The sequence below is a fragment of the Acinetobacter haemolyticus CIP 64.3 = MTCC 9819 genome (genome assembly GCF_000369065.1).
GTDB lineage: Bacteria > Pseudomonadota > Gammaproteobacteria > Pseudomonadales > Moraxellaceae > Acinetobacter > Acinetobacter haemolyticus.
Genome location: NZ_KB849801.1, coordinates 54,637 through 77,364, shown reverse-complemented (window position 1 = coordinate 77,364; position 22,728 = coordinate 54,637). Strand labels below are relative to the sequence as shown.

General features: G+C 40.4%; 19 protein-coding genes, 2 pseudogenes and 1 other annotated feature. Of the genes and pseudogenes, 6 read left to right on the top strand and 15 right to left on the bottom strand.

Annotation, left to right across the window (positions count from 1 at the left end):
- Positions 1–7 precede the first annotated feature (7 nt).
- From pcaC to F927_RS05895, 7 genes are all read right to left on the bottom strand, one after another.
- Entirely contained in the window at positions 8–421 is a 414-nt protein-coding gene (gene pcaC / locus F927_RS05925; protein ID WP_005082521.1) for a 4-carboxymuconolactone decarboxylase, read from the bottom strand.
- Between the two features lie 26 nt (positions 422–447).
- Positions 448–1,800: a 4-hydroxybenzoate transporter PcaK gene (locus tag F927_RS05920; RefSeq protein ID WP_005082520.1), complete on the bottom strand. Its 1,353-nt coding sequence runs from the start codon at positions 1,798–1,800 to the stop codon at positions 448–450.
- A gap of 42 nt (positions 1,801–1,842) precedes the next feature.
- Complete coding sequence (gene pcaD, locus F927_RS05915; protein WP_005082517.1) at positions 1,843–2,628, bottom strand: 3-oxoadipate enol-lactonase; 786 nt, start codon at positions 2,626–2,628, stop codon at positions 1,843–1,845.
- Complete coding sequence (pcaB, locus tag F927_RS05910; RefSeq protein ID WP_005082515.1) at positions 2,625–3,980, bottom strand: 3-carboxy-cis,cis-muconate cycloisomerase; 1,356 nt, start codon at positions 3,978–3,980, stop codon at positions 2,625–2,627. Before pcaB ends, pcaD begins: the two co-directional genes overlap by 4 nt.
- A gap of 8 nt (positions 3,981–3,988) precedes the next feature.
- Positions 3,989–5,197: a 3-oxoadipyl-CoA thiolase gene (gene pcaF, locus F927_RS05905; RefSeq protein ID WP_005082513.1), complete on the bottom strand. Its 1,209-nt coding sequence runs from the start codon at positions 5,195–5,197 to the stop codon at positions 3,989–3,991.
- 115 nt (positions 5,198–5,312) lie between these two features.
- Entirely contained in the window at positions 5,313–5,966 is a 654-nt protein-coding gene (locus F927_RS05900; protein ID WP_005082511.1) for a 3-oxoacid CoA-transferase subunit B, read from the bottom strand.
- Positions 5,967–5,977: 11 nt separating this feature from the next.
- Complete coding sequence (locus F927_RS05895) at positions 5,978–6,664, bottom strand: 3-oxoacid CoA-transferase subunit A (RefSeq protein WP_005082509.1); 687 nt, start codon at positions 6,662–6,664, stop codon at positions 5,978–5,980.
- Between the two features lie 250 nt (positions 6,665–6,914).
- Between F927_RS05895 and pcaU the strand changes: the two genes are divergently transcribed.
- The gene (gene pcaU, locus F927_RS05890; protein ID WP_005082506.1) at positions 6,915–7,739 is read left to right on the top strand and encodes an IclR family transcriptional regulator PcaU; all 825 of its coding nucleotides are present in this window, start codon (positions 6,915–6,917) and stop codon (positions 7,737–7,739) included.
- Between the two features lie 63 nt (positions 7,740–7,802).
- Here the strand turns inward: pcaU and zigA are convergent, their stop codons facing one another.
- From zigA to F927_RS05875, 3 genes are read right to left on the bottom strand one after another with little or no spacing between them, the layout of a single operon-like run.
- Complete coding sequence (gene zigA / locus F927_RS05885) at positions 7,803–9,026, bottom strand: zinc metallochaperone GTPase ZigA (RefSeq protein ID WP_005082503.1); 1,224 nt, start codon at positions 9,024–9,026, stop codon at positions 7,803–7,805.
- A gap of 15 nt (positions 9,027–9,041) precedes the next feature.
- Positions 9,042–9,440, bottom strand: a complete 399-nt coding sequence (locus tag F927_RS05880; RefSeq protein WP_005082502.1) for a transcriptional repressor — start codon at positions 9,438–9,440, stop codon at positions 9,042–9,044.
- Positions 9,441–9,446: 6 nt separating this feature from the next.
- Positions 9,447–10,160: a D-Ala-D-Ala carboxypeptidase family metallohydrolase gene (locus F927_RS05875; RefSeq protein WP_005082499.1), complete on the bottom strand. Its 714-nt coding sequence runs from the start codon at positions 10,158–10,160 to the stop codon at positions 9,447–9,449.
- Positions 10,161–10,270: 110 nt separating this feature from the next.
- On the opposite strand from F927_RS05875, the pseudogene F927_RS05870 reads away from it, so the two are divergent.
- A pseudogene (locus F927_RS05870) lies at positions 10,271–10,885 on the top strand (GTP cyclohydrolase, FolE2/MptA family); the annotation flags it as partial.
- A 39-nt stretch (positions 10,886–10,924) separates the two neighbouring features.
- Here the strand turns inward: F927_RS05870 and F927_RS05865 are convergent.
- A protein-coding gene (locus F927_RS05865) for an IS3 family transposase (protein ID WP_111841927.1) occupies positions 10,925–12,144 on the bottom strand; the annotation gives its coding sequence in 2 pieces (ribosomal slippage) (positions 10,925–11,868 and positions 11,868–12,144; 1,221 coding nt in all).
- Positions 11,753–11,869, bottom strand: a sequence feature (AL1L pseudoknot). (Overlaps the previous gene by 117 nt.)
- A gap of 44 nt (positions 12,145–12,188) precedes the next feature.
- Here F927_RS05865 and F927_RS05855 point away from each other — a divergent pair.
- The 4 genes and pseudogenes from F927_RS05855 to F927_RS05840 all read left to right on the top strand — a co-directional run.
- A pseudogene (locus tag F927_RS05855) lies at positions 12,189–12,485 on the top strand (GTP cyclohydrolase, FolE2/MptA family); the annotation flags it as partial.
- Positions 12,479–12,898 carry a phosphoribosyl-AMP cyclohydrolase gene (gene hisI / locus F927_RS05850; RefSeq protein WP_005082493.1) on the top strand — a complete coding sequence of 140 codons (420 nt, stop codon included), beginning with the start codon at positions 12,479–12,481 and terminating at the stop codon, positions 12,896–12,898. The pseudogene F927_RS05855 and the gene hisI, both read left to right, overlap by 7 nt.
- A gap of 21 nt (positions 12,899–12,919) precedes the next feature.
- Entirely contained in the window at positions 12,920–13,480 is a 561-nt protein-coding gene (locus F927_RS05845) for a gamma carbonic anhydrase family protein (RefSeq protein ID WP_005082492.1), read from the top strand.
- The gene (locus tag F927_RS05840; RefSeq protein ID WP_005082490.1) at positions 13,470–14,825 is read left to right on the top strand and encodes a dihydroorotase; all 1,356 of its coding nucleotides are present in this window, start codon (positions 13,470–13,472) and stop codon (positions 14,823–14,825) included. The genes F927_RS05845 and F927_RS05840 overlap by 11 nt, the downstream gene beginning before the upstream one ends.
- A 281-nt stretch (positions 14,826–15,106) precedes the next feature.
- Here the strand turns inward: F927_RS05840 and F927_RS05835 are convergent, their stop codons facing one another.
- From F927_RS05835 to F927_RS05820, 4 genes are all read right to left on the bottom strand, one after another.
- Positions 15,107–15,577, bottom strand: a complete 471-nt coding sequence (locus F927_RS05835; RefSeq protein ID WP_005082488.1) for a hypothetical protein — start codon at positions 15,575–15,577, stop codon at positions 15,107–15,109.
- A 110-nt stretch (positions 15,578–15,687) separates the two neighbouring features.
- On the bottom strand, positions 15,688–16,158 hold the full coding sequence (locus tag F927_RS05830; RefSeq protein WP_005082486.1) for a hypothetical protein: 471 nt from the start codon (positions 16,156–16,158) through the stop codon (positions 15,688–15,690).
- Positions 16,155–21,146 carry an RHS repeat-associated core domain-containing protein gene (locus F927_RS05825; RefSeq protein ID WP_005082484.1) on the bottom strand — a complete coding sequence of 1,664 codons (4,992 nt, stop codon included), beginning with the start codon at positions 21,144–21,146 and terminating at the stop codon, positions 16,155–16,157. The genes F927_RS05830 and F927_RS05825 overlap by 4 nt, the downstream gene beginning before the upstream one ends.
- 70 nt (positions 21,147–21,216) lie before the next feature.
- Positions 21,217–22,728, bottom strand: a 1,512-nt coding sequence (locus F927_RS05820) for a DUF2345 domain-containing protein (RefSeq protein WP_005082481.1), incomplete at its 5' end; no start/stop codon positions are given.

The window sequence follows — 22,728 nt, the reverse complement described above, 5'->3', positions numbered from 1 at the left end:
TATCTCCTTAATCCTGTGGTTGTGCCGAAACGGGTTGCACTTCGATTCCAATTTCTTTAAAGACGTCTTCAGCCAAGTGCATTGCAGCATTTGCAGCGGGTAAGCCTGCATACAATGAACTATGTAAAATCAGTTCTTTAAGTTCATCTTTAGTCACGCCGTTGTTAAAACAAGCACGTAAATGCATCCTAAGTTCATCTTCTCGCCCCAATGCCAATAAAATGGCAATGGTGACTAAACTGCGGGTATGGCGTGGTAAACCGTCACGTGACCACACTTCCCCCCAAGCAAATCGACTAATAAAATTCTGAAAATCTTGGTTAAAGTCATTCAGGTTCTCTAAAGAACGCCCGACATGTTTTTCACCCAGTACTTCTGTACGGACTTTCAGACCTTGTTGATAACGTTGTTCATCATTCATTGACGTTGTCCCGAATTGAAAGAAAGTTAGGTTGCATCCGTATGCGCAACTAGAGATTTCACAAAGATCGCCACAGCAGCAGCCGTTGCTGGAATAAACAACATGCTTAAAATCATAGTGAATGACCAATTATTCCCAAGTAACACTGCGCCAATCCAAGCACCAAACACAGCACCGAAACGACCAATACCTGTCATCCATGCAATGCCTGTTGCACGACATTGGGTAGGATAAAAACGAGCACTTAAAGCTGGCATTGCTGATTGCGCGCCATTAATCGCAATACCTGCGCAGAGAACTAAAACAGCAAGCAATGTTGGATTTGCTAAGCTTTGACCGACTGCAATCGCAAATAAACCTGCGGCAAAATAAAAGCCTGCAATAATTCGATTAGGATTAAAGCGATCCATTGCCCAACCGATAAATAAAGCACTGAGTACACCACCAAATTGGAACAAACCACCGATAAATGCAGCGCGTTCCAAGGTCGCCCCAGTTTCACGCATTAAGGTCGGTAACCAACTGGTCAGTAGATAAATCACCACCAACCCCATAAAATAGGTTGACCACAATAAAACGGTGCCTTTGGAAAATTGTTTTGAAAACAACATGCCAAATACACTCTTTTTCTGAGCTACATTTGATTGCTCTTCTGGGATGTGGAATTCCGTTACACCTTGAACTTGTGATGGTGCAATGTGCGTTAAAATTCGACGTACTTTCTCAGGATTCTTATTTTTTACAATTAAGAAGCGATAAGACTCAGGTAAGAAAAAAATCACCAGAAGCATTAAAAACAATGGTGTCCATCCGCCTAACAAAAACAAACTATGCCAACCATAATTGGGAATAAGCCAGCTACTAATGAAACCACCCGTTGCCATCCCCAAGTTGTAGCCACAGAACATACAGGTCACCATTAAAGACCGTACACGCGTTGGGCAATATTCAGAGAATAATGTGGTTGCATTTGGCATCGCGGCACCCAGACCAATACCCGTTAAAAAACGCAATACCACCAACTGATCCAAATTCGTTGCGTAGGCAGAAGCAAGCGTAAAGCCTCCAAAAATCAGCATGGAAACGATCAATACAATCTTGCGGCCAAAACGATCGGCTGTGGGACCTGATACTAATGCACCAATAATCATCCCGCCTAAAGCTGCACTCATTACGGGTCCAAGCTGTGAGCGATCAATTCCCCAATCCTGTGTTAATGCCGGAGCAATAAAACCCATCGCAGCAGTATCAATTCCGTCCACAAAAACGATGAGAAAACAAACAATTGCGATTAACCACTGATATTTACTGATTGGTGCATGATCAATCAGTTTCTGTGCATCCATACTATTTTGGGGAGCAGCAAATTCCTGTGCCATAGTTGCCTCCTTGTAGGCGAGTTCCTTTCTAACCTGAACTGGTTATATTTTCTGAATAAACTTAGACAATGCTTGATTAAAGACTTGAGGTTGCTCGATATTCGATAAATGAGAAGCTGCCAAAATCTCAATCTGGCTTTGTGAAATAGACTGATGCATAAAAGCAGCATCTTGAACCGTCGTTACTGGATCAAATTGACCAGCAATAATTAAAGTTGGGATATGAATCTGTTGAAGTTGATCTCTTAGATCTGCCCCTGCCAAAGCACGACATGCATTGGCATACCCTTGCGCAGGTGTAACAGCTAAACTTTGAATGGTTTTCTGTGCTAAAACATCATGAGCATAATCAAAATGCTCACTAAACCAACGAGTATGTGTGGTTTTAACAAGCTCTGCCAAACCGTGTTGCTCTACACTGTCCGCACGATTATTCCATGCTTCAGCAGTTCCTATTTTTGCAGCAGAATTTGCGATTGTGACACTCAAAAAGCGATCTGAATGATGAATCGCGAGATACAATCCAGTTATGCCTCCCATTGATATTCCACAGAAATGTGCTTTATCAATCCTGAGCGCATCTAAAATATCTACTACATCTTCAGCAAGGTTTTGCAAAGTGCTTTGCTCAATCACACGGCTCATACCATGACCACGCGTATCGTAAGTCACGACTTGATAATGGTCTGTTAATGCCGCAACTTGTGGTTGCCACATCCCATGATCGGTTCCAAGTGAATTAGAAAACACAATCACTGGGGTATCTTTCTGACCCTGCACTTGCACTGCAAGTTGATATCCTTGACGATTATGAATGTTGATCATCATTGTGAATCTCCTTGACCTGCTTTGAGAACAGAATCAATTTGCATTTGGATATTCCCTATATAAGACTCGGGCTTAAAAAGCTCATCTAAGGCTTGTGCTGAAAAATGTTCTTTCACTTCATCTAAATTCGATAAAATATTTTTTAAATGAGTTTGTTGTGCAATTGCTTGTTGACAGGCTTGCTCGACTACATGATGGGCATTCAAGCGTCCAATCTTGCTAGCAAGTGCCATCATCACTGCTTCAGCCATGATCAAACCTTGTGTAGATTCAAGATTACGTTGCATTGCTTCGGCATTCACATCAATAGCCTGTAATACTTCATTGCTACGCTCTAATGCGCCCGCACATAGTTGAAAAATTTCAGGTATCGCTAACCATTCCGCATGCCATGCACCTAAAGCACGTTCGTGGTCTTGAACCATGCTTTGATAAACACTAGCCATCAGCGCTGGAACGCGATTTGCAGCGGCAAGAATTGAAGCGGCTGCAACTGGATTGCGCTTGTGAGGCATTGTCGATGAACCACCACGCCCTTTTGCAGTTGGTTCATAAACTTCAGCAATTTCAGTCTGCATGAGTAATGACCAATCTTTTGCCATCTTGCCAACATTGCCCACGATCATGGCAAGCAGACTAGCAATCTCTACAATACGATCACGCTCGCCATGCCAAGTGCATTCAGGCGTCGTAAGTCCTAGTTCGGCTGCAAAAGCTTCAACTACAGCAGAACCTTGATTTTGCAAAGATGCAAATGAACCTACTGCACCACCAAGCTGGGCGGTGAACACTCTAGTTTTCATTGCCTGTAAACGATCGAGATCACGTTTTAATGCAGCTGCATAACGTGCAAACTTATGTCCTAATGTAATCGGCAAAGCTTGCTGCAACCATGTACGCCCAATCATCACTTGGTCACGGTAACGTTCAGCCTGTTGCAAAGAAATTTGATATGCAGATTGAAGTTGCTTTTCAATCATGGCTAAAGCATCACGACACTGCAAAATCGTTGCCGTATCAATAATGTCTTGACTGGTTGCGCCCCAGTGCACATAACGTGAAGCTTGTTCATCTTGCTGCTTTACAATGGCTGTAAATTGCTTAACAAAAGGAATAGCAATATTTCCAGCCAAACCTGTTGCAACCACCAAAGCATCAAAATCAATCTGTGTTAAAGCAGATTGCCCAACTTGTTCGATGATCGTCGCCATTTCACGAGGAATGACATTGACCTGAGCCTGTGCTTTTGCCAAAGCCACTTCAGCTTGGATCATATAACTCAATAAAGAACGATCACTAAAAATAGTGGTCACATCTGATTGATAAAACAAGCTGGCATATAACTGGCTCATTTCACACCTCACTCAACACGCTGAGTAATCAAGGCAATGCCTTGACCCACGCCGATACACATCGAACACAAAGCATATTGTCCTTGGATCTGCTCAAGTTGGTTCAGAGCTGTGGTCACTAATCTCGCACCTGAGGCACCGAGTGGATGACCTAAAGCAATCGCACCACCATTCGGATTGATACGCGCATCATCATCAGCTAAACCCAAATCACGTGTTACCGCTAACGCCTGAGCTGCAAAGGCTTCGTTTAACTCAATCACATCCATTTGTTCTAAGGTCAGATTGGCTTGTTTGAGTAACTTTTTGATTGCAGGTGCAGGGGCAAAACCCATAATGCGGGGTTCGACACCCACTGTCGTGGCTGCAATGATTTTGGCACGTGGTTTAAGTTGATATTGAGCAACTGCCTCATCTGAAGCGATCAAAATCGCTGCTGCACCATCGTTAATACCTGACGCATTACCCGCAGTCACTGTTCCATCTGCTTTCACAACACCTTTGAGTTTGGTCAATGCTTCAATCGTGGTCGATGCACGTGGATGTTCATCCGTATCGACAACAACCGCATCACCTTTACGTTGAGGAATCGTGACAGGAACGATTTCATGTTTAAAAAAGCCTTTGGCTTGCGCTGCTGCAGTACGTTGTTGGCTCACCAAGGCAAACTGGTCTTGATCGATACGATTAATATTAAATTGCTCTGCCACGTTTTCTGCAGTTTGTGGCATGGTATCTACACCATACATTTCTTTGAGCTTTGGATTGATAAAACGCCAACCCATGGTGGTATCTTCAATCTTTTGGCTACGTCCAAAAGCACTGTCCGATTTACCCATCACATAGGGTGCACGGCTCATACTCTCAACACCACCCGCAATGATGAGATTTGCCTCACCTGCTTTAATCGCACGTGCAGCCATCGCAATCGCATCTAAAGATGAACCACAAAGACGGTTTACTGTGGTTGCAGGGACTTGGTGCGGCAAGCCTGCTAACAGCGCAGACATACGGCCGACATTACGGTTGTCTTCACCTGCCTGATTAGCACAGCCATAGATCACATCATCGACTTGTTGCCAATCGACCGTTGGATTACGTTGCATTAAGGCTTGAATCGGAACTGCACCAAGGTCATCAGCACGTACAGGCGCTAAACCACCTGCATAACGGCCGAATGGTGTGCGAATCGCATCAATGATATAAGCGTTTTTCATATGTTTTTCCCTATAATCCTCCCTTAATCCCTCCTTTTAAAAGGAGGGAAACCTCACTCTATTATTTAGATGAAGTTCCCCCTTAACAAAGGGGGATTTAGGGGGATTTCAATCCTTAAGCTTGAGTCGCATCAATCAATTGAGCACCCGTCAAAGCCTGTAGTTCTTCAAAACTCAGACCATCCACTTTCTCAATCACTTTTAAACCTTCTGTCGTCACATCAATCACACACAAATCGGTATAAATACGATCAACACATTTCAGACCCGTGGCTGGATAAGAGAGTGCTTCAACAATCTTGGGTTCACCTTGCTTGGTGACATGATCGGTAGTGATAAAAACTTTCTTTGCACCTACAGCTAAGTCCATTGCACCACCCACAGCAGGAATCGCATCGGCTGCACCTGTATGCCAATTGGCAAGATCACCGTTGGCTGCAACTTGGAATGCACCCAGTACCGCAATATCTAAATGACCACCACGCATCATGGCAAAGGAATCACCATGATGAAAAAAGCATCCCCCTGTGAGCATGGTCACATATTCTTTGCCTGCATTAATCAGTTCAGGGTCTTCTTCACCTTTGGCTGGTGGTGGGCCGAATGCCAATAAGCCATTTTCAGAATGCAGAAAAACATCTTTATCCGCAGGTAAGTATTTTGAAATTTTGGTCGGTAAGCCAATGCCTAAATTGACATAGGCACCATCAGGAATATCTTGTGCAACACGTTCAGCGATCTGGTCACGGCTGAGTTTTTGATAGCTCATTGTTATTCTCCTTATTGCGCAGCGACAGGTGATGTTGCTTTAACAGCAACCACATGCTGGACAAAAATCCCCGGGGTAATAATGTGTTCAGGATCAAGCTGACCGAGTTCTACTACTTCAGAGACTTGAGCGATGGTGACATCTGCAGCCATGGCCATGATCGGTCCAAAGTTACGTGCCGACTTATTAAAAACTAAATTGCCCCAACGATCGCCTTTGTAAGCTTTGATCAAGGCAAAATCAGCTTTGATTGGATATTCAAGAACGTAATCTTTACCATCGATATGACGAGTTTCTTTACCTTCTGCCAATAATGTTCCAAAACCAGTCGGTGTAAATACAGCACCTAAGCCCATACCTGCGGCTTGGATACGGCAAGCGAGATTGCCTTGTGGGACGAGTTCTAATTCGATCTTGCCCGCATGGTAAAGTTCATCGAACACCCATGAATCAGACTGACGAGGGAAGGAACAGATGATTTTACGGACTGCACCTGTTTTTAGGAGTTTGGCAAGACCATAATCGCCATTGCCTGCATTGTTATTGACGATGACAAGGTCTTTAACCCCGAGTTTAATCAGAGCATCGATGAGTTCAGCAGGTTGTCCTGCGGTTCCAAAGCCACCGATCATGATGGTCGATCCATCTTTTATTTGGGATAAAACCTCAACCAATGAGGCTGTACTCTTATCAATCATCTGACTACTTCCTGTACGATAAGTCACTCAATCTTTCAGGCCGAAAAACGGGCCAATGAAGTTGAGTGTTCTGTTCGGATTGCTTGTATTTATTCTTGATAAATTTTGGACGCACTTCTATGCTTTAAAGTGCATTTTGTTCGATATATATATTTTATGTTCGATGATCGAACATTTTCCAAGTAAAACAGTCAGCTTTTGATTAGAATGGAAATGAGCAACTGAAATTGCAGATTGGAGTTATCATCATATGGATCATGATCAAGAAAAAACTGTTCGATTGATTCATCACAGTGAGAATAAGAAGTCAATTCGACATGAAGATTTTATCGCAGGTATTGCTAAAGGTTTAACCATCCTAGAGTGTTTCGGTCCAGAACGTCATCGTCTAAATATCAGTACAGCTGCTGAAAAGACAGGCATGACACGTGCCGCTGCTCGACGTCATCTACTTACTTTGGAATACTTAGGCTATTTGGAGTTTGATGGACATTATTATTATCTTGCACCTAAAATTCTAAAATTTTCAGGTGCTTACTTAGATGGATCCCCACTCCCCAAAATTTGTCAACCGTTATTAAATTTATTGACCAATCAGACCTCACTTATTTATTCAGTGATGGTGTTAGATGGATATGAAGCAATTACCATCGCACGAAGTGCAGCGCATCAACAAACAGATCGCGTTAACCCATATGGTCTACATCTAGGTAATCGGTTGCCCGCTCATGCCACATCAGCAGGTAAAATTTTACTTGCGCATCTTGATTTGGATGAACAGAAACAATGGTTAGAAAAATATCCTCTTAAACGACTTACTAAATATACGCATACCGAAAGTGAGAAGTTTTTGGCGCTACTGCATGAAATCAAAGAGCAAGATTGGTGCTATTCATGTGAAGAGCATGAACTGGGTGTACACGCTGTTGCGGTGCCTATTTATGATTCAAATGCTGATGTTGTTGCAGCGTTGAATATCGTATCGCCAACCATGCGAACGACTAAAGATTATTTAATTACTCACATTTTGCCATTATTGCTGGAAACTTCTCGAGATTTAAGACATGTCATCTAAAGCGTAAAAGAAGCTCTAATTTAAATAGAAATGTAAATTAGAGCTTAACTTTATTTTCTCGAATTATTTTAAAATCATATCTGTCCAACCCGTAAATGGATTGTCAAATTGCTCCCATTCTTTTGCACCAAGTGCCATTTCGTCATCTGTTAATAAACATGCATCAAACTGCGCCGTTAGTGCATCTTGATCCATATCCATACCGATCAGAACTATTTCCTGTCGAGCGTCACCTGTTAAATCATCCCAATTTCTTTCAATTGCATCACGACTATGTTGATCTTCTGGCCAATGTTCATCTGGTACGGCTGCCCACCAGTACCCTGCTACACCGTGTCGAGCCATCGCACCCGCTTGTGACCACGAACCTGCAAACTCAGGATTGGAAGCAAGCCAGAAAAATCCTTTTGATCGAATCACACCTTTCCACTCAGAGTTTACAAAATCAAAAAACCGTTGTGGATGGAAAGGCTTTCTTGCTTTGTAAACAAAACTACTGATCCCATATTCTTCGGTTTCAGGCGTATGTTCACCTCTGAGTTCTTTTAGCCAACCAGGTGCTTGAGCTGCTTCATTGAAATCGAACAAATTGGTATTTAGAATTTTATCAAGCTTCACTTGCCCAAATTCAGCAATTTCAATTTTCGCTCTTGGATTGAGTGAATGTAGAATGCCAAATAATTTTTCTTTTTCTTCACGATTAATCAAATCAACTTTATTTAATACGATCACATCACAAAACTCGATCTGATCAATCAAAAGATCAACCACATTACGCTCGTCATCTTCCCCCAATGATTCACCTCGTGAAGTTAAGCTATCCAGCGAACTATAATCCTTTAAAAAATTATAAGCATCGACCACAGTCACCATGGTATCCAAACGCGCAAATTCATTTAGTGAAACGCCATTTTCATCTTCAAATGTAAATGTTTCTGCAACGGGCAAAGGTTCAGAAATCCCTGTTGATTCAATCACCAATTGATCAAAGCGATTGTCTTCAGCCAAACGGCGTACCTCAATCAACAAATCCTCTCGTAAGGTACAACAAATACAACCATTGCTCATTTCCACCAGTTTTTCATCTGTACGTGATAATTCAGCACCGCCCTCACGAACTAATGCCGCATCAATATTCACTTCAGACATATCATTGACAATCACGGCGATTTTTCGCCCTTCACGATTGTTCAAAATATGATTGAGCAACGTGGTTTTTCCTGCACCTAAAAAACCAGATAGGACGGTCACAGGAAGTTTGCTTGGAGTGGCTAAAGAATGATTCATTGGCGTTCTCACTGATTAAATATGTTGAGTTTCATGTTTGGAAAGACATGAGAAACATTGACCCAATACTTCTAAATATGGGTATCTTGGATTGAATTGTTTGGCTTGGATGGTACTTTCCACACAGGTTTTAAGTTGTGGAATGGAGATACTTTGCACGCTTTGGCATTCGGTACACACGGTAAAAAGCCGATAACTTGCTGAAATTTCGGCTTGGTCTAGCACATACATATTCAAGGTATTTAGTTTTATGATCAGGCACTGTTCTGACAGTTTTTTCAGAATTCGATAAATCTGAATTGGTGCTTGAAAGCCATAAGGTTTTGCCTTTTCCAATAACTCATAAGCACTCATGGCTTTATTTTCTGTTTTTAAAATATCTAAAATATTTTGTTGAGCGATCGTCAGCTTCATTGCAATTTACTCATTGTTATTATTAAAAGAATTATTCATACAAGGTGAAGAAGTGTACCGATGGTCGACTCCCCATGTACGATAGCCTGCTGTATCGATATGGATTTGTCCTGATGCATACACACCTAAACCCATATTTAATGCTTCACCTTGCTCTATCCAGAATTCACAAAGCTTCTTTTTTGTATTTTCGATACGGATTTGTTCAATTGAATCTGGATTCTCACTACCTATACGAAAATCTAGTGCAGCATTAAACACATGTTTAGATCCACCCGCCCCACCTGCACACCGATTCAATGCATAGTTTCGATACACAGATGTCACCGTAAACTGATCAATGCGTTTTTGTTCGACCAATTGCTTCAGAATCTTTAAAGTCGGAATGCTGTTATTCCAGAGTTCTCTGGGTGGAACTTCATATTCAGCGTAATTACACTTTTGCCAATCTCTCGCTGTTTGAAAAAACTCAAAATCTGGAATAAAAGAATCAATCCCTTGGGCTTTCAAGAAATTTTTATAAGCTTGGATTTGCTGTTGATGCTGAGCCTGCATTGCCCACTGGAGATACGAAGATGGGATACGCTTTTCTTGCAGAATCACTTTGGGAATCGTATGTTTCGATTCAAGTTTTGGTCGAGGTTGCGGTTGGATCTCTTGATACGAAGACTGACAAGCAGACAGACCACAAATGAATCCGAGCATGTAGATTTTTTTCATTTTGACTCGCCAGCATCACTTAAATCGAATTTACTTCGCAACGCGCTTGTCGATGCTTATTGTTATGTTATAACATTACAACAAACATTACAACGTAAGCCATTAGACAAATGAATCTCGCTCTTCCAGATATTTCAGCTGAATCGACTTTACCCAAAGCTTATAGCCATTGCCTAGATTGGGTTGGTATGGAAAAAATTGCATTACCCGTTCGTATCGAAAATGCGCTATGTCAAAGTCAAATCAATGCTTATGTCAGTTTGGACGATCCCTTAGCCAAAGGGATTCATATGTCACGCTTGTATACGCGACTATTAGAACTGAGTTCGATTGAAAATTTGAACTTGATCGATCTGCAGTCATTATTACAAGACTTTTTAGAAAGTCATCGTGATCTATCCAAACATGCAAAAATTGAAATTCATAGCGAACTGTATATCGAACGACCTGCATTGATCAGCAAGCTTTCAGGTTGGAAAAGTTATCCTTTTGTTTTGTCATGCCAACTTTTAGATGGGCAGTTTTTAGCAGAACTAAACGTTGAGATTCCCTATTCATCAACCTGCCCATGCTCGGCTGCTCTTGCAAGAAACATTATTCAACAACGTTTTGAATCAGCACTCAACAATCAAGACATTCGTTTAGATCAGCAGGAAATTTTAGATTGGCTAAGCAGTACAGATGCGATTGCTGCAACACCACATAGTCAAAGAAGCTTTGCGATTTGAACCGTACCGGGTTTGTCGGAGACTTTTTTATTTAAGTTAGGCCACCTGACCTAACGGGTTAATCTTATCATAGTACATTGCTTCAAACTCAAAAGGCGATACATAACCCAGTGCACTGTGTACACGCTTTTTATTGAACCAATATACCCAGTTTAGTGTCGCAAGTTGTACATCTGCTAAACCTTGCCAATCTGCTTTTAAATATTCAATCACCTCTGTTTTGTATAAGCCATTCACCGTTTCAGCCAGAGCATTATCGTATGAATCACCAGTTGTACCGACTGATGCTCGTAAATTTGCAGCTTCTAAACGATTGGTATAGCGAATAGAAAGATATTGAACACCTCTATCGGAATGATGAATCACATTCTTTGGCATGCCTCGATCGTGCAATGCTTGCTCAAGTGCATCGAGCACCATATCTGTATTCATCCGTGTAGATACTTTCCATCCAACAATTGCTCGTGAGAACACATCAATAACAAATGCGGTATATACCCAGCCTGAATGAGTTTGAATATACGTAAAGTCACTGACCCATAATTGGTCAGGTCGATCAGCACTAAAATTCCGTTTCACTAAATCATCTGCTCGTTTTTGATCATCTCGGCTGCGGGTAGTTTGTTTGTTCTTACCACGCCAAACACCTTGTATATCTAGCTTCTGCATCAATCGAGCAACTGTACAACGTGCAATAACATAGCCTTCACGTTTCAATTTTTGCCAGACTTTACGTACACCATATCGACCTGAACTTTCTTTCCAAATACGTTTGATTTGTTCTGCATGATGTAAATCATGCTGAGCACGTTTCGCTCGATGTTCTGGGTTATCAACGAGATCTAAAGCCCGATAATAGGTCGAAGCTGCAATCGGTAAAATTCTACAAATCGCTTCAACACCATATCGATCTTTATTGTTATGGATAAAATCCACCATTATTTGTGTGGGCGGTCGAGCTCCGCCTGGGCGAAAAAAGCGGCTGCTTTACGTAGAATTTCATTGGCACGTTTTAATTCTTTAATTTCACGTTCCATTTGCTTCATTTTTTCTTGGTCAGATATCTGTTGTACTTTGGCAGGATTTAGTTGATCCATATGCTTTAAATACCAAACACGCAATGTTTCAGGAGTACAACCAATCTTAGGTGCAATAGCTGTGATTGCTGCCCAAGTAGAAGGATAATCTTTTTCAGATTCAATTAGTAATTGAACCGCTCTTTCTCTAATTTCGGGGGTATAGTTTGGTTTTTTCATCGGAATAGTCTCTCAGAATATTGACCCTCCGACAAACCCGGTACGGTTCAATTCTTAATTTCAGACTTGATCAAAATATCCAACATATCCCACTGATTTTATTTATTAATCAAGCTGAACAAGCTCTCATGACACCTGTTCAGACTGCCGTTAAACGTATCGATGAACAGGCCTTCGCAATTGCCAATGGTCAAAACCTGATGTTTTGTGAAGATGCCTTACGACGGCTATATGGCACATTTTTAAATCATAAAAGTATTAGAGGCTTTAATTTCAAAGTCATTCATGCAGAAAGCCTGCATGCGCATGATGCTGTGGCACAGGGTTCATGGCAATGGTAAAGCATTCTATTTTTGAGCAGATGGAACATGGGTCTTTGGGGCAGAAATTTGATTTTGAAGCTGTGTTTGAACAGATCAAATGGAACCAAGATGGTCTTGTTCCAGCGATCACTCAAGATCAAACAAGCAAAGAAGTATTGATGATGGCTTGGGTTAATCGAGAAGCTCTAATCGAAACCTTGCAAACCAAACAAGTGTGTTATTGGTCGCGCTCACGAAAGTGTTTATGGCGTAAAGGTGAGAGTTCAGGTCATCGTCAATATTTGACGGATGCTAGACTCGATTGTGATGGCGACTGCCTATTGTTTTTCGTCAATCAGAATGGTCCAGCCTGCCACACCCTACGCCCGACTTGTTTTTATCTTGGTCTAAATACAGATCAAGTGACGATTTTAACTCAACCTGTGATTTAACTTATTTTAAGCGGTAATTCTATGCTACGTAAAAATCCATCTGGTCATCTGCCTGTTATCGATCAATCTGCTTATGTCGATCAAACTGCTATTATCTGCGGCAAAGTCATCGTACATGCCAATGTATTTATTGGTCCTTATGCCGTAATTCGTGCTGATGAAACCGATGAACACGGCGAAATGGAACCAATCATTATCGGTGCAAATTCCAATATCCAAGATGGTGTGGTGATTCATTCCAAAGCTGGCGCTGCGGTGAAGATTGGCGAGAACTCATCCATTGCACATCGTTCAATTATTCATGGTCCTTGTGAAATTGGCCGCCATGTTTTTGTCGGTTTTAACAGTGTCTTGTTTAACTGCAAAGTCGGTGATCATAGTGCGATCCGACACAATGCAGTGGTCGACGGGCGTGATTTACCGAGTCACTTTTATGTTCCTGCCATGAGCTATATCAATCCCAAAACAGATTTGAGCCTATATCCGCCTGTTGATGTTTCAATCAGTGAGTTTTCTGAAAGTGTGGTGAGCACCAATATCGAATTAGTCAAAGGATATAAGGCATTGCACAATGAATTTTAGACAATTTCCCAAGATCATTATTCGCAATGCCAATCTAGTCAATGAAGATAAACAGTACATTGCCGATGTACTGATTCAAGATGGACGAATCGAGAAAATCGCTAGCAATATCACGGGCGTTTTCAATGCGAAAACCATAGATGCCAATGGTGCTTGGTTAATCCCAGGCATGATTGATGATCAAGTGCATTTCAGAGATCCAGGTTCACCACAAAAAGGCAATATTGCCTCTGAATCTATGGCTGCAACCATTGGTGGTATTACTAGTTACATGGATATGCCCAATACCAATCCTGCGACATTGAACTTAGAGACACTGGCACAAAAAAAGCAGATCGCAGCGCAACATAGCATGGCAAATTACGCATTTCATTTTGGCGTGAGTTCTGAAAACTTAGATATTATTGAACAACTTAATCCTAAATTAGTCAGTGGTGTCAAAGTCTTTATGGGAGCATCAACAGGTAATATGTTGGTCGATGATCCTAAAATTCTAGAGCGTTTATTTGCCAATGTACCAACCATCTTATTGACGCATTGTGAATATACGCCTCGGATTAAGGATCAGGAAAAACTGTATTTGGAAAAATATGGCGAAAATATTCCAGCAGCAATGCACCCTAAAATTCGAGATAAACAAGCTTGCTTTGAAAGTTCTCGACTTGCTGTTTCCTTAGCCGAAAAATACGGCACTCAATTGCATGTTTTACATCTGACCACAGCCAAAGAATTGTGTTTATTTAAGGATCTGCCTTTAAATCGAAAACATATTTCAGCCGAGGTTTGCATCCATCATCTTAGTTTTGATGATTCTGACTATGCTGCTCTTGGGCATTTAATAAAATGTAATCCTGCAATCAAAACGTCACAGGATAAAGAGGCCTTGATCCATGCAATTTCCAACAGTAATCGTTTGGATATTATCGGGACAGACCATGCACCACATACTTGGGATGAAAAACAACAATGCTATATGAATGCACCTTCAGGTCTGCCACTGGTACAACATGCTGTGCCCGCATTGATGGAACTGGTTGCAGATGGAAAGCTCAGTATCGAAACGATGGTACGTAAGACATCTCATCAAGTTGCAGACTTATTTAAGATCAAAGATCGTGGTTATATTCGTGAGGGCTATTGGGCCGATCTCGTCCTACTCAAAGAAAATGCGCATAAAATCGCGGTCAAAGACCAAAAAAATTATATGCATTGTGGTTGGAGTCCATTCCAAGATAAAAGCTTTCGTTATGAAGTTGATACGACCATTGTTTCAGGGCAACTGGCATGGCATCAGAATCAATTGTTTTTGAGTTGCCGAGGAAAAGCACTAGAAATTGATCGATAGGAAGGATATTTGATTAAATTCCGAACTCGCTTGTTCTACAACTTTTAGTCCAGTTTTGGTCTGCTCAACGGTGTAAGTACTATATTGCCCCGTTGAAACTAGACCAAATTGAAGTTGAGTTCTTAAAATTAAGAATATCTCATTTCTCTCATCTTTGAATAAGGGATTGATTAAAACTATTAACGTAGGATTCTTTCTCAATGGCTTTGTTGCACAAAGCTTTTCGATGCGATTTTTCCATCTCAGTAATAATCAAATTAATCTCAAATAAGAGATTCGAGTTAGTCTAATTCTATAATTTGGATTTCACCTTTACGGCATTGATTCACACCGCTTTCGCCATAAGATAAACCTACCAACCAATCATTAATATCAGTATATTTAACCTCACGACCCTCTGAGTTATAATGATGTGGTCGGATTGGATAAAGTATACCTATATGTATTTTCTTACCCAAACAATACTCATAGTAACTATCTTGGTCTGAAATGAGTTTCCAGCCATCAATCTCTAATTTTTTACGAATGTTAGCAAAATCATTTAGATAAAGATTTGTTTTTTTTACTTTAGTAATTGAATACATACTTTCTGGTTTATCAACCCAAATTTTTTCAATAGGTTTATACTCTCCAAAATATTGATTAATTATCGTTTTAAAATATTTACCTTGTTGAGTTTCTTCTATTTTTTTACAAGATGAAATATATAAAACCCAAGCCAACAAGAAGACTATCTTTAATAACTTTTCCATTTATTGAACTACATTAACTAAGGAAAGAGATATCAACCTCTTAATTATATACTATCAGAAAAGTTAAACTATAAATAACTTTATAAGAATATCGTTAATTTACCACACAACTAATCTAAATTTATTACTGGAATTTCATCTCTTATACAATGCTTAACCCCTGCATCATTATATGACAAACCAATTGACCATTCATTTATGTTTTCATATCTAATCTCCTCACCATCATAACCATAATGTTTTTTTTTGATAGGGTAAAGAACTCCCATATATATTTTTTTATCCAGACAATATTCAAAAAAACCATCATGACTTGAAATTAATTTCCAACCATCATTTTCCAACCTTTTTTGAATAATTTCAAAATCATTTAATGAAAGTTTTGATTTTTCAACCTCAGCTATCGCATACTTATTAACAGGTTTATTAATCCAAACTTTTTCCCTAGGACCATATTCTCCAAAATATTTATCTATCACAGTATAAAAATAATTACCTTGTTCTGTAGTTCCAGTATTCTTACAAGAAGATGTAAATAAAAAAGATAAAATTAAAAAACTCTTTAAAATAAAATACCTCATTTCTTAACAACCTTTGGCAATTGTAGTTTAAATTTTAAATCTGTTGTTTCAGTTTCTGAATAATCAAAAATCGTTGTACCTACCCCCTTTTCCAATCCAATCTGACTCTTTGTAGAAAATAGTTTTTGACCATCTGGAACAGTTACTCCACCTGTTAAACCTAATCCTCCTGTAATAGTATAACCTCTACCTGGCAACCACTCATTTACAAAATCTGATGTTCTTTGAGTTTTTGGTTTGTTTCTAATATAGCCAAAACTACAACCACCGCCTTTTGCTGTGACGCTTTTTAGAATTGATTTTCCAAATTCAAGTGGATTCTTATTTTGATTCTCGATTATACCAGTAATTCCTGTTGTAACAGTTGAAAGACTTACTCCTTTAGTTTTATAAACACTCCCATCATGAAGATTAATTACCGCACCGCCCGCTAAAGGTCCTGCCCCTCCAGCACAAACCGCATAATCAACAAGTGGTGGACAAGTATAAGGTTTATATGCATTCTTCCCCAATATAGCCTTTGATCTCAGCCCTCCTGGTTGTCTAGAAGCAGGCGTGCTTTCACAAACTGTATCTTTATAAAATTCTTCCGCATTTTTTGCCCTAGCCTCATCCGCAAACTTCTGTTGTTTTGCTTTGTCTGCGGTTGCCTGTGCAGCAGCTTCCTCTCGTAAGGCTATCTTTCTAAAATCTTCCCTGCGATTCTCTCTCCGTTGCTGTATATCCTTATTTTCAAGCTTTAACCACAATGGCGCATCATCGGGCACTCTAAAAGGATCTTTTTTACTATTTTTCTCCGACATCAACCCCAACGGATCAACCCATTGAGTTGGATCACTTACATAAGCAGAAGTATTAAATCCACCATTTAACCCAATCGGATCTTTACTCACATATCTTGCACTATGGGGTTCGTAATAACGATAACGGTTATAGTGCAATCCTGTTTCTTGATCGTAATATTGACCTTGGAATCTCAGGTTACTTTGCTCGAACGGATTATCTTGATTTACCGACTTAATCTCCAATGCAGTACCCCAAGTATCTTGGGTAATTTCCCAAACACACTCACCTCTTGCATTGGTCATAGTTTGTGGCGTACCGACTTGATCGCAATGGTAAAAAGTGATCTGCTCTAAATCAACTCGATTTTTACGGGTATCATTACGCCATACAGGATCCTTATAAACCGAATAGGGTTTGTTTTGATATTCAGCATAATCAGGGGTTTCGATCAGTTGAATAAAACCTTTATATCCTGCTTGTAACAATGGAACAAAGCTATCAGGCTCATAGATATAGTGCTTGGTAAAACTGTCGTGTTCTGATTTGAGGGATTCCCAAATCATCAAATCACCATCCCAACCAAATAAAGTCAGTGCATTTGCAGTTTTCTTGTAGAGTCTGCGCCCAAATACATCATAACCGTAGTCAGTGACTTGACCATTGTGATCACTGCGAATCAATCGATTTTGGTTGTCCCATGTCAGTTTGAGGGTTTTACCTGCTTGTTTAGCCTCTATGACATTGCCTTGTACATCGTAGTGGTAATGTTTTCCTTGATAGCTTCTGACCAGATTGTTTTTAATTTGTGCCGTACCAGATGCGGATACAGGGTCGATCAAATTACCCGCAGGATCAAAGCTAAAACTCTCGGTTTTATGTGCGCTTTGTGTTGTGATTAAGCGCCCAATTGGATCGTATTGATAGTTGAGCTTACCCAAACGGCTATCTTCAACTTGATTAAGTAGGTAGTTTTGGTCGTAATGATAATGTCGATGCGCTTGGTACTGTAAATAGTCTTGCGTTTCTTGTTCAGGCTGAATCAGTTGTGAACTGAGTAAACCAACGTCATTATAGTGTTTAGTTTGGATGAGTCCATTTGCCAATAGGCGTGTTGTTTCTCGATGCAAGTCATCTCGTTGGAATGAAACCACGTCCTGTTTATTCAGGGCAATGGCATACAAATGTCCTGAGCCATAACTCAAATTGGCTTGTTCCTGTCCATCTGGGCGGATTGTTTTAATTAGATTACCAAGTTCGTCATATTCATAACGTAACACCGCAGTAAGTGGACGAAGCCCTGCGATTTTGTAGTGCTGATGTTCTCTTACCAATTGCCCAAGTGCATTGCGATAAAAATCAATTTGGCTAACCTCATTACTGGCTCGGCTCAGTTGACTGTTCAGGTTATAATCAAATTGTTCTGTTTGTTTCTTTCCCGTATTTAAATGGGTAAAGCTTTTCGATGCGATTTGTCCATCTGCGTAATAATCAAATTGGGTCAAGATATTCGGTTGACGCATCTGGAATAGCCTGCCAATTTCATTGTAGCTATAGTGTTTTTCTTCTCCATCAAAGGCTTGTTCACGTACCAAATAACCATATTGATTGTAATCAAATAAATATTCTGCTTGGTTTTGGTTGATTAGTTTTTTGATACGTCCCTGTTTATCCCATTGATAGCCAATGCGATGTCGATTAGCATCGATGCGTTGTTCGAGTAATCCTGTGGCATTGTATTGGTACTCAGTCACTAAACCTTTAGTATCAATATGTTTGAGTAAACGCCCTTCTTCATCATGTTCAAAGTGTTCTTTTAATCCATCAGGGTAAACAATACTTTGAAGTTGTCCTTTGTCTCGACCTTGAGTGCTGTAAAGGTACTGCACGACCTTATTATTTGCAGTTTGTTCAGCAGTTAACGAACCCTCTTCATCGTATTCCCAAGTACTGCTTTTGCCTGAACAATCAGTATAGGAGGTCATTTGTCCTAATTCATTGTATTGAATTTTTTTGTTGCCGCCTTTGGCATCAATCACTTCGATCAATTGACTGTCATTGTTGTATTTATATTGGGTGATATGTCCCAAAGGATTTATTTCTTTACTGATATTACCCTTCGCATCATATTCTCGTTTCCAAATATTGCCTTCAGGGTCTTTTGTTTCGACCAAATTGCCTTGCTCATCATAGGCAAAACGGATTACCCCGCCATTTGGCTGTACGATTTTGATGAGTTGATCCTGATCATTGTATTCTTGTTGTGTCTCACGCCCTTCAAAATCAATTTGACGGGTAATACGTTTTTGACTATCACGGCTGTACCACGATTCACGCCCATCTGCTAAACGTGTACGATAGGTAAATCCATTCAGATCAAAATAGTAATAGGTCGGAACATCGTAGGCGTCATAAACAGCGACTTGGCGTAAGCGAGGATGCCATTTTAGTTTAGTATGGTAACTACCATCATCAGCCCATTCTTCAATTGCTTTGGCTTGGGCGTCGGTTGATTCATAGCGAATATTTTGCCCACGCCCTGTACGATCGGTATAACGTGTGAGTTGATGGAAATGGTTGTATTCATAGTTTCGGACATGACCATTTTGATCAATGGCTTCAATTAAATTGCCTTGGGTATCATATTGATAACGCGCTAAAGGCTTAACCTGTTCATCAACAAATACAGCAATGATTTTAACTTGCTCATTAAAAGCAAATTTTAATTGATGTTGGGCATGTGCTAATTGGAAATCAACGCTTTGCAGATAGGCAATTTCATCGAAAACAAGGTAACTTAAAACAACCTTTTCTTGTGTATTTTCATTAAATTGTTGAATCAACTGATAAGGCTGACCAGCCGAAAATTGATGGAATTGAAAAGACCATTCTCCACCAAAGTTTAAAACGAGATCACTATTTTCAATCGGTTGTACCGTTATACCTTCATACGGTACTTCATAAGTTTCAAATGTAATCGAAGCTGGAAGTTGATGCTTTCGCCCTTTACTGTCAATAAATAGATGCCCTTGAGCGTTGGGTTGAATCATGTTGGAAAATGGCATCATCCAACGTGCGCCAATCTTGCTGTGATCAAACTCATTCATTTGTGAGTTATATTGACGGATAAAGGAAAAACCAACTTTCGGCAAATAAAAATCTGCATGCTGCACTCGTTCAGCACCAATTGAATAGCTAATGCTTTTTCCTGATTGCGAATCAGCACCCTCACATGGTGGAGCATTTAAAGCATCGGCTTGTAAACTCACGAACTCTAAAGTATCCCCTTTGGTATGCCGTTCATATTCCCCCGTTTGATTCATCGGCACACTAGCGCTGCCTTTATTTTCTAACGCTTTTATCGCTTTCAAGGTTTCTTGTATTAACCATGCCAAAGTATATTTTTGGCTAGCATTCGCTTGCTGTTGCAACGTTTGACTTAAACTTTTAATCGCTTGAGTTGCTTCTTGCTGTAAACGACTTTGAATATTCGGCTCAATCTTCGGTGTCAGGTTTGCTTGGCTCGGCGTTCCAATTAGGTCAATTAATGGCACAGCCCAATTGCTAAATTTAAGCTTGGGATCCCGTTTCTCTGCCGAAGCGCCTGTTGGAGCTGCAACACCTGCATTAATAGCTGTAGTTTGGGTTGCCATACTTTGTAAAATACTTGCACCCAAGGTTGCCGCTTGGGTCAGTAGTCCACTTAACTTTGCTTGGGTTTCTTTTAAAAATACTTCTAAATCCCCTGCAACCATTGCATTGAGATGTAAGCCTAAACGCTTAATATCAGCTTCTTTAATTTTCCCATTTTCAGGGTATAAACATTCTGCCATTACACCAAACATTGGTCGTAACGCCATACGAGCATGAGCTTCATTATTCGGTTCAAGAAACAATCCGATTAAGTTTGCCCCTAGTAAAGCACCACGCTGCAAATCAGCATCGCCAGTCTTCGGTGTTGTTGCATACAAAAGTAAATCTAAGACACTGCCTGTTAATGCAAAAATATTCGCAACCGTCGGAACATTCGCATTACTTTTGACTTGTTCTAGCGTAGTGTTACCGCACACCTGTAAATAAAGTTGAATTTGATTTGCAATCATTTGCAAATCAGTCACATTTGTTACACTTTCTAAATTAAAAACAGCAAGTTCAACAGTGGGTTGTTTTGTAGTTTCTGCCTGTTGTGTCTTTTCAGTAGCCATTAATTAAAACCTTTAATTCATTCGATTACATCAATATGTTTAATTCACTTCGAGCTTTCTATTATTACATCTACTTTTTCGATCTAGAGAAGGTGTCGACCATACCCTGTTTAATCGGAGAGTCTATTTTTGTGAATTGAGATAATTTTGCTGTTGCCTGATCAGTGAAAAAATCTTTGCCTTGCTCTTTGAGCATTTCAAGAGATTGATTTGGATTTATTGCCATTTGAGTAAGACTTTTCATTTGATTTGCGGATAGATTGAGATTGAGTTGTTTTGACACAGTATTGAGCGCGCTATTTGTAACCTGATCTTTAATCTGTCCTACAGTTTGTCCAACTAAGTTAGTTAAAGTATTTTCACCTAAATCTTTAAAGTTATTTTTGTCCATCGAAAGAAGGTTACTTTTCAATTGTGACATTGCATTTTGCCCCAATGAACCCAAAGCATTTTGCATCATTGCAGCAACGCCTGAAACAGGTTCAGCCCACGTATAATCACGGCTAAAATCACTACTTTGTAGCCATGCACTCGTGTCATCTTTCTCAAAAACAACTTTTGCTGGACCAGGTGCAATACCTGTCACCTGAGCAAAACCATTTGCATTAAGCTTGCCCGTAATTTGCTTGCCGAGCGAATCAATTACTTTATAACTATTCTGCTTAAAGAAGTTTTCACCACCATAGCTTCTCAATAATTCCAATGCCCCTTTCATTGGTTTGGCTTTCGGTAACTGAGGAACATTAGCACTTGCACTCGCTCCCGCAGCAAATAAATGCTGCCCTGCTTTCACTTCGAACTTTCCACCCGTGGTTGGGAAAATCCCTGAACCATTCAATTTGAGCTGCGAACTCTCAGCGGTAAATACAATTTCTTTTGGACTGGTGATATAAATCGTATCTTCTGTGGAAATAATCTGGATGTCTTTTCGAGCAATAAAATCAGCGCCATCTCCTTGTGCCTGTATCTCAATCTTGCCTTTGCCTGCGACTTGTTTGATTCCATTTTGTGCGGCAAATAGACTGATCTTTTGGCTGGCTTGGGCAATCAGGTTCTTCTGTGTGGTCAGGTTAATACTGTCCCCTGCAAATTTGTTCAGTTGTCCATCCGCGGATAGATGGATGTCTTCTGCGGTACTGAGTCCAATCCCATTCGGTGAGCTGAGTAGTAATAAGGCTTTGTTGAATTTGGCTATATCTTGCTGAATTTCTTCTGCAAAGTTTTTAAGTTGCTCTACCGACTCCAACTCATCCGTTTGTTGGTTCTTTGCCACTTCACTCAGGGCTTTGGCATTGTTTTGGTTGCCTTCCAGTTGTTGTTTGGCTGTTTGTGCTTCGAGATGATCGCCTTCGGCTTGCGCTTGTGCATAGGAGGTGATCAGTAAGCCTTCACCTGCTCGAATCGCACCCCATTGGTCTGTGCGTAGTTCAAAGCCTTCGCCTCGGTCTTCGCTTTCTGCTTGGGCTTTGGGATGGCTCAGTTTGCCGAGATTGAGTTGGCTGGCTGCATGGCTGCTTTGTAGTTGGGCGCTGATCTGTCCTGTAGTGTCATCAAAGCGTAGTTGGTTGTAGCCTGAGCCTTG

What these genes read in the sequence shown, in the direction of transcription:
- F927_RS05845 (WP_005082492.1), top strand. Translation starts at nt 12,920, where the DNA reads ATGCTACGTAAAAATCCATCTGGTCATCTGCCTGTTATCGATCAATCT.
- F927_RS05895 (WP_005082509.1), bottom strand. Translation starts at nt 6,664, where the DNA reads ATGATTGATAAGAGTACAGCCTCATTGGTTGAGGTTTTATCCCAAATA.
- pcaC (WP_005082521.1), bottom strand. Translation starts at nt 421, where the DNA reads ATGAATGATGAACAACGTTATCAACAAGGTCTGAAAGTCCGTACAGAA.
- pcaD (WP_005082517.1), bottom strand. Translation starts at nt 2,628, where the DNA reads ATGATGATCAACATTCATAATCGTCAAGGATATCAACTTGCAGTGCAA.
- F927_RS05840 (WP_005082490.1), top strand. Translation starts at nt 13,470, where the DNA reads ATGAATTTTAGACAATTTCCCAAGATCATTATTCGCAATGCCAATCTA.
- hisI (WP_005082493.1), top strand. Translation starts at nt 12,479, where the DNA reads ATGGTAAAGCATTCTATTTTTGAGCAGATGGAACATGGGTCTTTGGGG.
- F927_RS05835 (WP_005082488.1), bottom strand. Translation starts at nt 15,577, where the DNA reads ATGGAAAAGTTATTAAAGATAGTCTTCTTGTTGGCTTGGGTTTTATAT.
- pcaB (WP_005082515.1), bottom strand. Translation starts at nt 3,980, where the DNA reads ATGAGCCAGTTATATGCCAGCTTGTTTTATCAATCAGATGTGACCACT.
- F927_RS05920 (WP_005082520.1), bottom strand. Translation starts at nt 1,800, where the DNA reads ATGGCACAGGAATTTGCTGCTCCCCAAAATAGTATGGATGCACAGAAA.
- pcaF (WP_005082513.1), bottom strand. Translation starts at nt 5,197, where the DNA reads ATGAAAAACGCTTATATCATTGATGCGATTCGCACACCATTCGGCCGT.
- F927_RS05825 (WP_005082484.1), bottom strand. Translation starts at nt 21,146, where the DNA reads ATGGCTACTGAAAAGACACAACAGGCAGAAACTACAAAACAACCCACT.
- pcaU (WP_005082506.1), top strand. Translation starts at nt 6,915, where the DNA reads ATGGATCATGATCAAGAAAAAACTGTTCGATTGATTCATCACAGTGAG.
- F927_RS05900 (WP_005082511.1), bottom strand. Translation starts at nt 5,966, where the DNA reads ATGAGCTATCAAAAACTCAGCCGTGACCAGATCGCTGAACGTGTTGCA.
- F927_RS05880 (WP_005082502.1), bottom strand. Translation starts at nt 9,440, where the DNA reads ATGAAGCTGACGATCGCTCAACAAAATATTTTAGATATTTTAAAAACA.
- F927_RS05830 (WP_005082486.1), bottom strand. Translation starts at nt 16,158, where the DNA reads ATGAGGTATTTTATTTTAAAGAGTTTTTTAATTTTATCTTTTTTATTT.
- zigA (WP_005082503.1), bottom strand. Translation starts at nt 9,026, where the DNA reads ATGAATCATTCTTTAGCCACTCCAAGCAAACTTCCTGTGACCGTCCTA.
- F927_RS05875 (WP_005082499.1), bottom strand. Translation starts at nt 10,160, where the DNA reads ATGAAAAAAATCTACATGCTCGGATTCATTTGTGGTCTGTCTGCTTGT.